This is a genomic window from Alcanivorax nanhaiticus, from assembly GCF_000756665.1.
GTDB lineage: Bacteria > Pseudomonadota > Gammaproteobacteria > Pseudomonadales > Alcanivoracaceae > Alcanivorax > Alcanivorax nanhaiticus.
This window is the reverse complement of record NZ_ARXV01000026.1, coordinates 1-15,432: the sequence shown is the minus strand read 5'-3', so window position 1 is coordinate 15,432 and position 15,432 is coordinate 1. Positions and strand designations below refer to the sequence as shown.

The 15,432-nt window shown below is 56.4% G+C and carries 11 protein-coding genes and 1 tRNA gene; all 12 read left to right on the top strand.

Annotated elements, in window-relative coordinates; translation table 11 throughout:
* The first annotated feature begins 31 nt into the window (after positions 1–31).
* Positions 32–107, top strand: a tRNA-Trp gene (locus Y5S_RS18870).
* A 43-nt stretch (positions 108–150) separates the two neighbouring features.
* Positions 151–525: a preprotein translocase subunit SecE gene (gene secE, locus Y5S_RS18865; protein ID WP_035235487.1), complete on the top strand. Its 375-nt coding sequence runs from the start codon at positions 151–153 to the stop codon at positions 523–525.
* Positions 526–534: 9 nt separating this feature from the next.
* Positions 535–1,077, top strand: a complete 543-nt coding sequence (nusG, locus tag Y5S_RS18860) for a transcription termination/antitermination protein NusG (RefSeq protein WP_022986306.1) — start codon at positions 535–537, stop codon at positions 1,075–1,077.
* Positions 1,078–1,194: 117 nt separating this feature from the next.
* The gene (rplK, locus tag Y5S_RS18855; protein WP_035235483.1) at positions 1,195–1,623 is read left to right on the top strand and encodes a 50S ribosomal protein L11; all 429 of its coding nucleotides are present in this window, start codon (positions 1,195–1,197) and stop codon (positions 1,621–1,623) included.
* A 3-nt stretch (positions 1,624–1,626) separates the two neighbouring features.
* Entirely contained in the window at positions 1,627–2,322 is a 696-nt protein-coding gene (gene rplA / locus Y5S_RS18850) for a 50S ribosomal protein L1 (protein WP_035235480.1), read from the top strand.
* Between the two features lie 240 nt (positions 2,323–2,562).
* Positions 2,563–3,069, top strand: coding sequence for a 50S ribosomal protein L10 (gene rplJ / locus Y5S_RS18845; RefSeq protein WP_022986303.1), 507 nt, complete (start codon positions 2,563–2,565; stop codon positions 3,067–3,069).
* A gap of 43 nt (positions 3,070–3,112) precedes the next feature.
* Positions 3,113–3,487, top strand: coding sequence for a 50S ribosomal protein L7/L12 (rplL, locus tag Y5S_RS18840; protein ID WP_035235477.1), 375 nt, complete (start codon positions 3,113–3,115; stop codon positions 3,485–3,487).
* 146 nt (positions 3,488–3,633) lie between these two features.
* Positions 3,634–7,776, top strand: coding sequence for a DNA-directed RNA polymerase subunit beta (rpoB, locus tag Y5S_RS18835; protein ID WP_035235475.1), 4,143 nt, complete (start codon positions 3,634–3,636; stop codon positions 7,774–7,776).
* Positions 7,777–7,868: 92 nt separating this feature from the next.
* Positions 7,869–12,071: a DNA-directed RNA polymerase subunit beta' gene (gene rpoC / locus Y5S_RS18830; protein WP_035235472.1), complete on the top strand. Its 4,203-nt coding sequence runs from the start codon at positions 7,869–7,871 to the stop codon at positions 12,069–12,071.
* A 206-nt stretch (positions 12,072–12,277) separates the two neighbouring features.
* On the top strand, positions 12,278–12,652 hold the full coding sequence (gene rpsL, locus Y5S_RS18825) for a 30S ribosomal protein S12 (RefSeq protein ID WP_035235470.1): 375 nt from the start codon (positions 12,278–12,280) through the stop codon (positions 12,650–12,652).
* A 127-nt stretch (positions 12,653–12,779) separates the two neighbouring features.
* Positions 12,780–13,250 (top strand): 30S ribosomal protein S7, encoded by a 471-nt coding sequence (gene rpsG, locus Y5S_RS18820; RefSeq protein WP_022986298.1) that lies wholly within the window; start codon positions 12,780–12,782, stop codon positions 13,248–13,250.
* A 78-nt stretch (positions 13,251–13,328) separates the two neighbouring features.
* Positions 13,329–15,428 carry an elongation factor G gene (fusA, locus tag Y5S_RS18815; protein WP_035235464.1) on the top strand — a complete coding sequence of 700 codons (2,100 nt, stop codon included), beginning with the start codon at positions 13,329–13,331 and terminating at the stop codon, positions 15,426–15,428.
* Positions 15,429–15,432: the final 4 nt, after the last annotated feature.

The following is a 15,432-nucleotide window of genomic DNA, read 5'->3' as shown; positions in this document are numbered from 1 at the left end:
CCCTGTTTTGTTTTAAAGGTTTCAAAGTTACAGGCCAGTAGTTCAATTGGTAGAGCACCGGTCTCCAAAACCGGCTGTTGGGGGTTCGAGTCCCTCCTGGCCTGCCAATTTTCCCGAGAGTGAATCTTGGGTGGTAGGGTGCATCGTCCGATGAGCGAGAAAATTGAAGCACATTCCGGCTCGGCTGCTTTTGAGGCAGTGAAGTGGCTGCTGGTAGTGGGTTTTGTGGCTGCTGCCGTAGTGGGTAATAGCTATTTCTCCGATCAGCCTACCCTTTATCGGGTTGTTGGTGTGGTGGTTGTCGCACTGATGGCCATGTTCGTCGCTCTGCAGACTGAGCAGGGTAAGGCGTTCAATCAGCTGCGCAAAGACTCTATGGTTGAGCTGCGCAAGATTGTCTGGCCGACCCGTCAGGAAACCCTGCAGACCACCTTGATTGTTCTGGTGTTTGTGGTGCTGGTGGCTTTGCTGCTGTTTGTGCTCGACTGGATTCTCGGTGGCCTGATGTCTTGGGTGATTGGTTAAGGGGTTTACATGGCTAAGCGCTGGTATGTGGTACACGCCTATTCAGGTTTCGAGAAGCATGTAAAACGCGCCCTTGAAGAGCGCGTTAAATTGCGTTCTATGGAAGAGCTTTTTGGTGACATCCTGGTGCCCACTGAAGAAGTGGTAGAGATCAAGGGTGGCCAGAAGCGTAAATCCGAGCGCAAGTTTTTCCCTGGTTACGTGCTGGTGGAAATGGAAATGTGCGACGACTCCTGGCACCTGGTCAAAGAGACGCCGAAGGTGATGGGTTTTATCGGTGAAGATCCGAAAAATCCGGGTCGCGTTTCCCCGATTACCAAGAAAGAAGCGGATGCCATCCTGCAGCGCATGGATGATGCCGTCGAGAAGCCCAAGCCGAAGACCTTGTTTGAGGCTGGCGAAGTGGTCCGTGTTAATGATGGTCCGTTCGCAGATTTCAACGGTGTGATCGAAGAAGTGAATTACGAAAAAAGCCGCTTGCAGGTGGCTGTAATGATCTTTGGTCGTTCCACACCGGTAGAGCTGGAGTTCGGCCAGGTCGAAAAGACCTGATCGTCAAAACCGGCAAGAGAATTTAGGAGCCCTGGTCGCCTTATGGTGGCCGGGGCGTTTTGACAACCTGAGGGGAGCCCGCTGTAAGCGTGGCGTTTGCACCCAAGGAGTCTGAAAATGGCGAAGAAAGTACAGGCCTACATCAAGCTGCAGGTTGCAGCTGGTCAGGCTAACCCGTCACCGCCGGTTGGTCCTGCACTGGGTCAGCACGGTGTGAACATCATGGAGTTCTGTAAGGCGTTCAACGCCCAGACTCAGCAGCTGGATGCCGGTGCACCGGTTCCTGTTGTTATCACTGTATACAGTGATCGTTCTTTCACGTTCACCATGAAAACCCCTCCTGCATCTTACCTGCTGAAGAAAGCAGCCAAGATCAAGAGCGGTTCTGGTGAGCCGAACACCAAGAAGGTGGGCAAGGTTACCCGTGCTCAGCTGGAAGAGATCGCCAAGGCCAAGGAGCCTGATCTGACTGCCGCTGATCTGGATGCCGCTGTTCGTACTATTGCGGGCTCTGCTCGTTCCATGGGCCTGGATGTGGAGGGTTAACCAATGGCTAAACTGTCCAAGCGTCTGCGCGCCATCCGCGAGAAAGTAGAAGCCGGCAAACTGTACCCGGTAGAAGAGGCCGTTGCGCTGCTGACCGAACTGTCTGGTGTGAAGTTCAAAGAGTCTGTAGACGTAGCCGTAAACCTGGGCGTTGACCCGCGTAAATCCGACCAGAACGTGCGTGGTGCTTCTGTACTGCCTCACGGTACTGGCAAAACCGTTCGTGTTGCTGTTTTTGCTCAAGGCGCGAAAGCCGAAGAAGCCAAAGAAGCTGGCGCGGACGTGGTTGGCTTTGACGATCTGGCCGAGCAGGTTCAGGGCGGCGAAATCAACTTCGACGTGGTTATTGCTTCCCCGGACGCCATGCGCGTCGTGGGCAAGCTCGGCACCATCCTGGGCCCTCGTGGTCTGATGCCGAACCCGAAGGTTGGCACCGTAACCCCTGATGTTGCCCAGGCTGTGAAGAACGCCAAGGGTGGTCAGGTGCGTTACCGTACCGACAAAGGTGGCATCATCCACTGCACAGTGGGTCAGGTTGGTTTCGACAACACTGCCATCAAGGAAAACGTGGAAGCACTGCTGGCTGATCTGAAGAAAGCCAAGCCGTCTTCTGCCAAGGGCACTTACTTCAAGAAAGTAACCCTGTCCACCACCATGGGTCCGGGTTTGTCCATCGATCCCGCATCCCTGGCGATGTAAAGCATTCGGCGCACGGCGAAAGCTGTGTGCCAACAAGGACTTTGATTTCGGCAGCTCGCTGCCGGAGCGTCAAAGACCACAGGCGCCTTGGCGGGTTCTCCCGGATAAGGCTTAAACCATCAGCCTGCGTAGACGCGGTGTGGTTCAGGTTCCACTGTAACCCCCGCGTATGAGTTCGCTAGCGAATTCATAAATGGGTGGCCGGTTTCGACCGGTTGTATTCATCGAGGAGGTTACACAGTGGCTCTGAGACTAGAAGACAAGAAAGAGATTGTCGCCGCGGTAAATAAAGCCGCACTGGGTGCATTCTCCGCTGTGGTCGCCGACTATCGTGGCTTGAACGTTGCTCAGTTGACCGAGCTTCGTTCCAAGGCACGTCAGCAGAACGTTTACCTGCGTGTTATTCGTAACACCCTGGCTCGTCGTGCCTTTGAAGGTACCGATCTCGAGCTGCTGAACGAGTCGCTGATTGGTCCGACCATCATTGCTATGTCGCTGTCCGAGGAAGACATGGGCGCTGCTGCCCGTCTGTTCAAGGACTTCGCCAAGGACAATGACCAGCTGGAGCTGAAGACCGGTCTGTACGAAGGCAAGCTCTATTCTGGCGCAGAAATCGACGTACTGGCGAAACTGCCGAACCGCGAACAGGCTCTGACCAGCCTGGTGTCTGTACTGCAGGCTCCGGTTTCCAAGTTTGGCCGTTTGCTGACTGCGCTTAAAGAACAGAACGAAGGTGAGGCAGCCTGATCGGCTCCTGAACCGCACATCATCAAGATTTGGAGAAGTTAAAATGGCAATGTCCAAAGAAGATATCCTGAATGCAGTTGCTGAACTGTCTGTACTGGAACTGGTTGAGCTGATCGAAGCTTTTGAAGAGAAGTTCAACGTATCTGCTGCTGCTGTAGCCGTTGCTGCTGCACCTGGTGCTGCTGGTGGCGATGCCGCTGAAGAGAAGACCGATTTCGACGTGGTTCTGACTTCCTTCGGCGACAAGAAAGTTGGCGTGATCAAGGCCGTACGTGAAGTAACTGGTCTGGGTCTGAAAGAAGCCAAAGAGCTGGTTGAAGGTGCTCCTGCTCCTGTTAAGGAAGGCGCTACCAAAGACGAAGCCGAAGAGATCAAGAAAAAGATCGAAGAGGCTGGCGGTACCGTCGAGCTCAAGTAAGCGCATTGGCGCTATGTCTTTGCGCGCCAGCGCGCAAAGACGCCGGCTGGCAGCTTTTTGGCTGCCAGCCTTTTGTCGTTTCTGTATGAGGGGTTTCATACAGAAATATCACCGAGTGGTGATAGATCAACAGCTGAGGAACGCAGATGGCATACTCATTTACTGAGAAAAAGCGGATCCGCAAAGATTTCGGCAAGTTGCCGAAGGTGATGGATGTTCCCTACCTTCTGGCAATCCAGCTCGATTCCTACCGCAAATTTCTGCAGCAAGACAAGAGTGCAGAAGAGCGTCTGGACAACGGTCTGGAAGCGGCTTTCCGGTCAGTATTCCCGATTGCCAGTTATTCAGGTAACGCAGCGCTGGAGTATGCCGGCTACGAGTTCGGCAAACCCGTGTTTGATGTCAAAGAGTGCATCATCCGTGGGACTACCTATGCGGCGCCGTTGCGCGTACGCATTCGTCTCGTTATTTATGACCGCGAGTCATCCGGGGCGATCAAGGATATTCGTGAACAACAGGTCTACATGGGTGAAATCCCCCTGATGACCGAAAACGGTACCTTTGTGATCAACGGTACCGAGCGTGTAATCGTGTCCCAGCTGCACCGTTCTCCCGGTGTCTTCTTCGACCACGACAAGGGCAAGACTCACTCCTCCGGCAAGCTGTTGTACTCCGCTCGGGTGATTCCTTACCGTGGTTCCTGGTTGGACTTCGAATTCGATCCGAAAGACCTAGTTTACGTCCGGATCGACCGTCGCCGTAAACTGCCGGCGACTATTCTGCTGCGGGCTCTGGGTTACACCTCAGACGAAGTGTTGGAGATGTTCTTCGACACCAACGAAATCGTGGCAGAAGACGGCCTGTACCGCATGAAGCTGGTACCGGAGCGTCTGCGTGGTGAAACCGCGACCTTCGATATCCTCGCCGATGGCGAAGTGGTGGTTGAGCGTGGCCGTCGTATTACTGCCCGCCACATTCGTCAGCTGGAAAAAGCCGGACTTGAGTACCTGGAAATCCCGGGTGAATACCTGCAGGGCAAGTACCTGGCCAAGTCCATCATCGATCAGGAAACCGGTGAGATCCTGGTTGAATGTAATACCGAACTGACAGCCGAAACCCTTGAGAAGCTGGAAGCGGCCGGTATTAACGAGTTCGAAACCCTGTACACCAATGACCTGGATAACGGCCCGTTCATGGCCGATACCCTGCGTGCAGACCCGACCCGCACTCCGCTGGAGGCACTGGTCGAGATCTACCGCATGATGCGTCCGGGTGAGCCGCCCACCAAGGAAGCGGCTGAAAACCTGTTCAAGAACCTGTTCTTCACCGACGAGCGTTACGACCTGTCCGGTGTGGGCCGCATGAAGTTCAACCGTCGTCTCGGTCGTGAAGACGAAACCGGTCCGGGCATCCTGTTTGATGGCCGTTACTTCAGTGCCCGTACTGATGAAGAAGGCAAGCAGTACTTCGAGCAGATGGGCGAAGAGTCCTCTGACATCATCGACGTACTGAAGACCCTGGTCGACATCCGCAACGGTAACGGTGTGGTCGATGATATCGATCACCTGGGTAACCGTCGTGTGCGTTCCGTGGGTGAAATGGCCGAGAACCAGTTCCGTGTCGGTCTGGTCCGTGTCGAGCGTGCGGTCAAGGAGCGTCTGAGCCTGGCCGAGTCCGAAGGCCTGATGCCGCAGGATCTGATCAATTCCAAGCCGGTGGCCGCTGCCGTGAAAGAGTTCTTTGGCTCTTCCCAGCTGTCCCAGTTCATGGATCAGAACAACCCGCTGTCCGAGATTACTCACAAGCGTCGTGTTTCCGCGTTGGGCCCGGGTGGTCTGACCCGTGAGCGTGCCGGCTTTGAGGTTCGCGACGTTCACCCGACTCACTACGGTCGTGTGTGTCCGATCGAGACCCCTGAAGGTCCGAACATCGGTCTGATCAACTCACTGGCCACCTATGCCCGCGCCAACGAGTACGGATTCCTTGAGTCTCCGTACCTGAAAGTGATCGACGGCAAGGTCAGCGAAGAAATCGAATACCTGTCAGCTATTGAAGAAGCCGAGTGCGTCATCGCACAGGTGGACGCGAAGATGACTGACGACGGTGGTTTTGCGGAAGACTTCGTAACGGTACGTCACCGTTATGAATTTACCGTGATGGAGCGTGACACCATTACCCATATGGATGTCTCTCCCCGTCAGGTGGTGTCCGTGGCCGCGTCCCTGATCCCGTTCCTCGAGCACGATGATGCTAACCGTGCTCTGATGGGTTCCAACATGCAGCGTCAGGCTGTACCGACCCTGCGCGCTGACAAGCCGCTGGTAGGTACCGGTTTCGAGCGTCACGTGGCCCGTGACTCCGGCGTGTGTGTGGTGGCAACCCGTGGCGGTATCGTCGACAAGGTGGATGCTTCCCGCATCATCGTGAAAGTGAACGATGACGAAGTGAACGAAGGTGAAGCAGGTGTAGATATCTACAACCTGACCAAATACACCCGTTCCAACCAGAACACCTGCATCAACCAGCGTCCGCTGGTGAAAGTGGGTGACCGGGTTGCTGCCCGCGACATCATGGCCGACGGTCCTTCCGTGGACATGGGCGAACTGGCCCTGGGCCAGAACATGCGCGTGGCGTTCATGCCCTGGAATGGTTACAACTTCGAGGATTCCATCCTCATCTCCGAGAAAGTGGTAAAGGAAGATCGTTTCACTTCCATCCACATTCAGGAGCTCACCGCGATCGCCCGTGACACCAAGCTGGGTCCGGAAGAGATCACCGCGGATATCCCCAATGTGGGCGAAGCTGCTCTGTCCAAACTGGACGAGTCCGGCATCGTGTACATCGGTGCGGAAGTGGAAGCCGGCGACATTCTGGTAGGCAAGGTAACGCCGAAGGGCGAAACCCAGCTGACCCCGGAAGAGAAGCTGTTGCGTGCCATCTTCGGTGAGAAAGCCTCTGACGTGAAAGACACTTCTCTGCGTGTGTCTTCCGGCGTTAAAGGTACGGTTATTGACGTGCAGGTCTTCACCCGCGATGGCGTGGAAAAAGACGAGCGTGCCCGTCAGATCGAGCAAAGCGCACTCGAGCAGTTCCGCAAGGATCTGAAAGACGAGTACCGCATTCTCGAGCAGGACATCCTCGAGCGTCTGCGTACCGTCATGGTAGGCAAGAAGGTCAACGGTGGTGCCGGCTTCAAGCGTGGTACCGAGCTGACCGGCGAGATGCTGGATGGCCTGGATGCTGACAAGTGGTTCGAACTGCGCCCGGCTGACGAAGATGTTGCCGAGCAGCTTGAGCGCGCCCAGCAGTATCTGGAACAGCACAAGAAAGAGCAGGATGAGCGTTACAAGGACAAGCAGGCCAAGATCTCCGGTGGTGATGATCTGGCTCACGGCGTCCTCAAGGTGGTCAAGGTTTACCTGGCCATCAAGCGTCGCATCCAGCCCGGTGACAAGATGGCCGGTCGTCACGGTAACAAGGGTGTGATCTCCGTGATCATGCCGGAAGAAGACATGCCGTATGACGAGAACGGTGTACCGGTCGACGTGGTGCTGAACCCGCTGGGTGTACCGTCCCGTATGAACGTGGGGCAGATTCTGGAAACCCACCTGGGTTGGGCGGCCAAGGGTCTTGGTGAGCGCATCGGCGAAATGCTGGCCGCGCAGAAGAAGATTGCGGACATCCGCGGCTTCCTCGACAAGATCTACAACAAGGCCGGCGCCGGTGGTTCTCCGGAAGATCTGGATAGCTTCAGCGATGAAGAGATCCTGGAACTGGCCAAGAACCTGGTCGGCGGTGTGCCCATGGCCACCGCGGTATTCGACGGTGCCAAAGAGTTCGAGATCAAGGAACTGCTGGAGCTGGCTGGCCACGACAAGTCGGGTCAGGTGCAGCTGTGGGATGGTCGTACCGGCGAGCAATTCGATCGCAAGGTCACCGTGGGCTACATGTACATGCTCAAGTTGAACCACCTGGTGGACGACAAGATGCATGCCCGTTCAACTGGCTCCTACAGCCTGGTTACCCAGCAGCCGCTGGGTGGTAAGGCTCAGTTCGGTGGTCAGCGTTTCGGTGAGATGGAAGTGTGGGCGCTGGAAGCATACGGCGCAGCTTACACCTTGCAGGAAATGCTCACCGTGAAATCCGATGACGTAAACGGCCGTACCCGCGTTTACAAGAACATCGTGGATGGTGATCACCGGATGGATCCGGGTATGCCGGAATCCTTCAACGTATTGTTGAAGGAAATCCGCTCGCTCGGTATCAACATCGAGCTGGAAAACGACTAAGGCAGTGGGCTCCGCCGGCTTGACGGCGGAGCCACTGTGTACCCGGGTTTAGGAAAGAATCTCGAGCGAAAGCTCACTACGGAGGACTGGCCTTGAAAGACTTGCTGAATCTGCTCAAAAGTCAGGGACAAGTCACGGAGTTTGACAAGATCCGCATCGCGCTCGCGCCGCCGGATCTGATCCGCTCCTGGTCTTTTGGCGAAGTGAAAAAGCCTGAGACCATTAACTACCGCACGTTTAAGCCTGAGCGTGATGGTCTGTTTTGTGCGCGCATCTTTGGTCCGATCAAGGACTACGAGTGTCTGTGCGGTAAGTACAAGCGCTTGAAGCATCGTGGTGTTATCTGTGAGAAGTGTGGCGTAGAAGTCACCCTCTCCAAGGTGCGCCGTGAGCGTATGGGCCACATCGAACTGGCGAGCCCCACTGCGCACATCTGGTTCCTGAAGTCACTGCCGTCCCGTATCGGCCTGATGCTGGATATGACCCTGCGTGATATCGAGCGTGTGCTGTACTTCGAATCCTTCGTCGTGACCGAGCCGGGCATGACCACTCTGGATCGTGGCCAGCTGCTGACTGACGAAGAATATTTCGATGCCCTGGAAGAGTTCGGTGACGAATTCGAAGCCAAGATGGGCGCCGAAGCCGTTCAGCAGCTCCTGATGGAGCTGGACCTGGACGAAGAGATCAAGATCCTCCGCGAGGAAGTGGAATCCACCAACTCCGACACCAAGCTGAAGAAGCTGTCCAAGCGTCTCAAGCTGATGGAAGCGTTCCGTGATTCCGGTAACGCGCCGGAGTGGATGATTCTGACTGTCCTGCCGGTTCTGCCGCCGGATCTGCGTCCGCTGGTACCGCTGGACGGTGGCCGTTTCGCGACCTCCGATCTGAACGATCTGTACCGCCGTGTGATCAACCGGAACAACCGCCTCAAGCGTCTGCTGGACCTGAGTGCGCCGGATATCATCGTGCGTAACGAAAAGCGTATGCTGCAGGAATCTGTGGATGCGCTGCTGGATAACGGTCGTCGCGGCCGCGCCATCACCGGTTCCAACAAGCGTCCGCTGAAGTCCCTTGCCGACATGATCAAGGGTAAGCAGGGTCGTTTCCGTCAGAACCTGCTGGGTAAGCGTGTTGACTACTCCGGCCGTTCCGTAATTGTGGTAGGTCCGACCCTCAAGCTGCACGAGTGTGGTTTGCCCAAGAAAATGGCGCTGGAGCTGTTCAAGCCGTTCATCTTTGCCAAGCTGGAAGCCCGTGGTCTGGCGACCACCATCAAGGCCGCCAAGAAGATGGTAGAGCGTGAAACCGCTGAGGTGTGGGATATCCTCGCCGAAGTGATTCGCGAACACCCGGTGATGCTGAACCGTGCGCCGACCCTTCACCGTCTTGGTATCCAGGCCTTTGAGCCGGTACTGATTGAAGGTAAGGCAATCCAGCTGCACCCGCTGGTGTGTGCGGCCTTCAACGCTGACTTCGATGGTGACCAGATGGCGGTGCACGTACCGCTGACCCTGGAAGCCCAGCTCGAAGCCCGTGCGCTGATGATGTCCACCAACAACATCCTGTCTCCGGCCAATGGTGAGCCCATCATCGGTCCGACCCAGGACGTGGTACTGGGCCTGTACTACATCAGCCGTGATCGCGTTAACGCCCAGGGTGAAGGTCAGGTATTTGCCGACACCAAGGAAGTGATGCGTGCCCTGGCCAACAAGCAGGTGCACCTGCACGCCCGCGTCAAGGTGCGTGTACACGAAGTGGTGAAAGACCAGCAAGGTAACGTGGAAGAGCGTACCTTCATCGCCGATACCACCCCCGGCCGTTGTAAGCTGTGGGATATCGTGCCGGCCGGTCTGGGCTTCGACATGGTCAACCAGAACATGACCAAGAAGGCCATCAGCAAGCTGCTGAACACCTGCTACCGTATTCTGGGTACCAAAGAGACCTGTATCTTTGCTGACCAGCTGATGTACCTGGGCTTCCGTGAAGCCACCCTGTCCGGTTCCTCCATTGGTGTGGAAGACATGGTAATTCCGGATGCCAAGTACACCATGATCGACGCTGCCGAAGAGGAAGTGCGCGAGATCGAGGAGCAGTTTGCTTCCGGTCTGGTGACCCGCGGTGAGCGTTACAACAAGGTCGTGGATATCTGGGCGCGTACCAATGACCAGATCGCCAAGGCGATGATGGAAAACCTCCGTGTCGAAGTGGTCAAGAACCGCGAAGGCAAGGACGAAGAGCAGGGCTCTTTCAACTCCATCTTCATGATGGCCGATTCCGGGGCGCGGGGTTCTGCGGCCCAGATTCGTCAGCTGGCCGGTATGCGTGGTCTGATGGCCAAGCCGGATGGCTCCATCATCGAGACCCCGATTACCAGTAACTTCCGTGAAGGTCTGAACGTACTCCAGTACTTCATCTCCACTCACGGTGCTCGTAAGGGTCTGGCGGATACCGCTCTGAAGACCGCTAACTCCGGTTACCTGACCCGTCGTCTGGTTGACGTGGCCCAGGATCTGGTGGTTAACGAGATCGATTGTGGCACCGAAGAAGGCCTGCTGATGACCCCGCTGATCGAAGGCGGTGACGTGGTAGAGCCGCTGCGCGAGCGTGTACTCGGTCGTGTGGTTGCCCGTGACGTGCTCAACCCGCTGAATCAGGACGAAGTGCTGGCCGAAGCCGGTACCCTGCTGGACGAAGTGTGGGTAGAGAAGCTGGAAACTCAGGGTGTGGACGAAGTGCTGGTGCGCTCGCCGATCACCTGTTCCACCCGTTGGGGTGTGTGTTCCACCTGTTACGGTCGTGATCTGGCCCGTGGCCATCAGGTCAACGTGGGTGAGGCAGTCGGTGTTATCGCTGCCCAGTCCATCGGTGAGCCGGGCACCCAGCTGACCATGCGTACCTTCCACATTGGTGGTGCGGCGAGTCGGGCGTCTGCGGTGTCCAGCATCCAGATCAAACACGGTGGTAAGGTGCGTTTCCATAACGCCAAGCACGTACAGCACAAGGACGGTCTGGTGATCGTTTCCCGTTCTGCCGATCTGGCGGTAGCGGATGAGCTGGGTCGTGAGCGTGAGCGTTACAAGCTGCCCTACGGTGCTACTGTGACCGTGAACGAAGGTGACGTGATTGACGGTGGTCAGGTAGTGGCTACCTGGGATCCGCATACTCACCCGATCATCGCGGAAGTGGAAGGTAAGGTGCAGTTCGGTGATATGGAAGAAGGTATCTCCGTAAACCACCAGACCGACGAACTGACCGGCCTGACCAACATCGAAGTGCTTGGTTCCCAGCACCGTCCCTCCGCTGGCAAGGACATGCGTCCGGTTGTCCGCGTTGTGGACAGCAAGGGCAAGGCCGTTGTGATGCCGAACACCGACATGCCAGCCCAGTACTTCCTGCCGGGCGGCGCGCTGTGTGGCCTGAAAGATGGTGCCAGCATTGGTGTGGGTGACGTGATTGCGCGGATTCCGCAGGAATCCTCCAAGACCCGTGACATCACCGGTGGTCTGCCCCGCGTTGCGGATCTGTTCGAAGCCCGTAACCCGAAAGAAGCCGCCATCCTGGCCGAGAAGACCGGTACCGTGTCCTTCGGCAAGGAAACCAAAGGCAAGGTTCGTCTGGTTATTACTCCGGACAACAGCGACGAGAACTACGAAGAGCTGATTCCCAAGTGGCGCCAGCTGAACGTGTTCGAAGGTGAGCGTGTAGAGAAAGGCGAAGTCGTTTCTGACGGCCCCCTGAACCCGCACGACATCCTGCGTCTGAAAGGCGAATCGGAACTGGCCCGTTACATCGTTAACGAAGTGCAGGAGGTTTACCGCCTGCAGGGTGTGAAGATCAATGACAAGCACATTGAGACCATCATCCGCCAGATGCTGCGCAAGGTAGAGATTCTGGAAGTGGGCGAGTCCTCGTTCATCAAGGGTGAGCAGGCAGAATACGCTCGCGTGATGGAAGAGATCGAGCGCCTCAAGGCCGAAGACAAGATGCTGCCCCAGTATGAGCGTCAGCTGCTGGGTATCACCAAGGCGTCTCTGGCCACCGAGTCCTTCATCTCCGCGGCCTCCTTCCAGGAGACCACCCGGGTACTGACCGAAGCGGCAGTGACCGGCAAGGAAGATGATCTGCGCGGTCTGAAAGAGAACGTGGTAGTGGGTCGTCTGATCCCGGCCGGTACCGGCTATGCCTACCACATGGATCGTCGCCGTCAGCGTGATGACGCGCGTGGTCCGGAAGCACCGACCATGGACGAGGTGGAAGCCGCCCTGTCCGAGGCTCTCAGCTCCTCCGACGAGTAAGCTGGCGAGCCGCAGGGCCTCCCGAAAGGGCGGCCCTGAAGAATTCCCCCTCTTTCGGGAGGGGGCGGGGACACCCTGGTAGCCTTGACGGGATGCCGGGGTGTCCCTACAATCGCTGCCCCCATATTTTATGGGCGGTAATTGGGTGGCTTGGGCCGTTATATGCGGCTTTTGTCACAGAACTGTAAGCGTGAGGCAGTAGTTTCATGGCAACTGTAAACCAGCTGGTGCGCAAGCCGCGCAAAAGCAAGGTAGAAAAGAGCGACTCCGTAGCCCTGCAGGGCTGCCCCCAGCGTCGCGGCGTTTGCACTCGGGTGTATACCACTACCCCGAAGAAGCCGAACTCCGCACTGCGTAAAGTGTGTCGTGTGCGTCTGACCAATGGTTATGAAGTATCTTCCTACATCGGTGGTGAAGGTCATAACCTGCAGGAGCACTCCGTAGTACTGATCCGTGGCGGTCGTGTAAAAGACCTTCCCGGTGTGCGCTACCACACTGTTCGTGGAACCCTGGATACGGCAGGTGTGCAGGATCGCAAGCAGCGTCGTTCCAAGTATGGCGCCAAGCGTCCGAAGAACTAATTGAGCTACCTTTTCTGATTGCTGTAGCTCAATAGAGCTGCAGAGGGATGAGTAAGGTCCGGACATCGTTCCGGAATTACCTGAAGCTTTCCCCGCCCAAAGCGGGAACGTTAGAGGAACACATCCGATGCCAAGACGTCGCGTTGTTGCCAAACGTGAGATCCTGCCGGATCCCAAGTTTGGAAGCCAGTTGCTGGCCAAGTTCATGAACCATGTAATGGTCAGCGGTAAGAAGTCTGTGTCCGAGCGTATCGTTTACGGTGCTCTGGACATTATTGAAGAGCGCAAGGGTGGTGACTCCCTGGAGCTGTTCGAAAAGGCCCTGGACAATATCCGTCCGGCCGTGGAGGTAAAAAGCCGCCGTGTGGGTGGTGCTACCTACCAGGTTCCTGTTGAAGTTCGCCCGAGTCGTCGTACCGCGCTGGCCATGCGCTGGCTGGTAGACGCTGCCCGTAAGCGTGGCGAGAAGAGCATGCCGGCCCGCCTGGCTGGTGAAGTGCTGGATGCAGCCGAAGGTAAAGGCGCAGCGATGAAGAAGCGTGAAGACGTGCATCGTATGGCCGAAGCCAACAAGGCGTTCTCCCACTTCCGCTTCTAAGGCAGAAGGCATTCGAGTCAGACCGGCCTGCGTTCAGGCCGGTTTTTGTATATGAACCAGTGAATCGAGGTATGCAGCGTGGCACGTAAGACTCCTCTCAATCGCTATCGCAATATTGGTATCTGTGCGCACGTAGATGCGGGCAAGACCACCACTACCGAGCGAATTCTTTTCTACACCGGTGTTTCCCACAAGATCGGTGAAGTACACGACGGCGCCGCCACCATGGACTGGATGGAGCAGGAACAGGAGCGTGGTATTACCATCACCTCTGCTGCTACCACCACCTTCTGGCAGGGTATGGACCAGCAGTACGAACAGCACCGTGTAAACATCATCGATACTCCCGGACACGTGGACTTTACCATTGAGGTAGAGCGTTCCCTGCGTGTACTGGATGGCGCTGTGGTGGTGTTCTGTGGTTCTTCCGGTGTTGAGCCGCAGTCCGAAACCGTATGGCGTCAGGCCAACAAGTACGAAGTACCGCGTATCGTATTCGTGAACAAGATGGACCGTGCCGGTGCCAACTTCGATCGCGTTTGCGAGCAGATCCGTAACCGTCTGGGCGCCAAGGTTGTACCGATCCAGTACAACATCGGTGCGGAAGACGATTTCAAGGGTGTTGTCGATTTGCTCCGGATGAAGGCTATCTTCTGGAACGAAGACGACATGGGTATGACCTACGAAGAAAAGGACATCCCGGAAGACATCAAGGGTCGTTGCGACGAGCTGCGTGAGCAGATGGTTGAAGCGGCTGCTGAAGGCTCCGAAGAGCTGATGGAGAAATACCTGGAAGAGGGTGATCTCTCCAACGACGATATCAAGGCGGGTCTGCGTCAGCAGGTTCTGGCCAACGAAATCGTTCTGGCTCTGAACGGCTCTGCGTTCAAGAACAAGGGTGTTCAGGCGCTGCTGGATGCGGTGATTGAATTCCTGCCGGCTCCGGATGAAGTAAAAGCCATCCAGGGTGTTCTGGATGATGGCGAGACCGTTGAGTCCCGTGAATCTTCTGACGATGCGCCGTTCTCTGCGCTGGCGTTCAAGATCGCTACTGACCCGTTCGTAGGTTCTCTGACCTTTATTCGTGTGTACTCCGGTGTTCTGAACTCCGGTGACAGCGTGATGAACTCTGTGCGTCAGAAGAAAGAGCGTGTGGGTCGTCTGCTGCAGATGCACGCCAACTCCCGTGAAGAAATCAAGGAAGTTCGCGCTGGTGACATCGCTGCCTGTGTTGGTCTGAAGGACATCACCACGGGTGACACCCTGTGTGACCTGAACAGCGTGATCGTGCTGGAGCGTATGGAATTCCCGGATCCGGTAATCTCCGTTGCCGTTGAGCCGAAGTCCAAGGCTGACCAGGAAAAGATGGGTCTGGCGCTGGGCCGTCTGGCTCAGGAAGATCCCTCCTTCCGTGTGAAGACCGACGAAGAATCCGGGCAGACCATCATCTCCGGTATGGGTGAGCTGCACCTGGACATCATCGTTGACCGCATGAAGCGTGAGTTTAAGGTGGAGTGTAACGTGGGTGCGCCGCAGGTGGCCTACCGTGAAACCTTCACCAAGGGCGCCGACGTTGACGGCAAATTCGTCAAGCAGTCTGGTGGTCGTGGTCAGTACGGTCACGTTAAGGTTCGCTTCGAGCCTATCGACCGTGATGAAGAGTTCCAGTTCGCTGAAGAAATTCACGGTGGTACCGTTCCGAAGGAATACTTCGGTGCCGTACAGAAGGGTATCGATGAGCAGCTCAAGGCCGGTGTTCTGGCGGGCTACCCGATCCTGGGCGTGAAAGCGACCCTGTACGATGGTTCCTACCACGAGGTGGATTCCAACGAAAACGCCTTCCGTATGGCGGGTGCTCTGGCTGTTAAGAATGCAGCCAAGGAAGCCGGTGCAGTACTGCTCGAGCCGATCATGAAGGTTGAAGCGGTCACTCCGGAAGACTACATGGGTGACGTGATGGGCGACCTGAACCGTCGTCGCGGCATGGTACAGGGCATGGAAGACACCATGGCCGGTAAAGTGATCCGCGCTGAGGTTCCGCTCTCCGAGATGTTCGGTTACGCTACTGACCTGCGTTCCATGTCTCAGGGTCGTGCCAGCTACTCCATGGAGTTCCTGAAGTACTCTGAAGCACCGAAGAACATCGCTGAAGAAGTTATCAGCGGCAAGAAATCTTAAATTT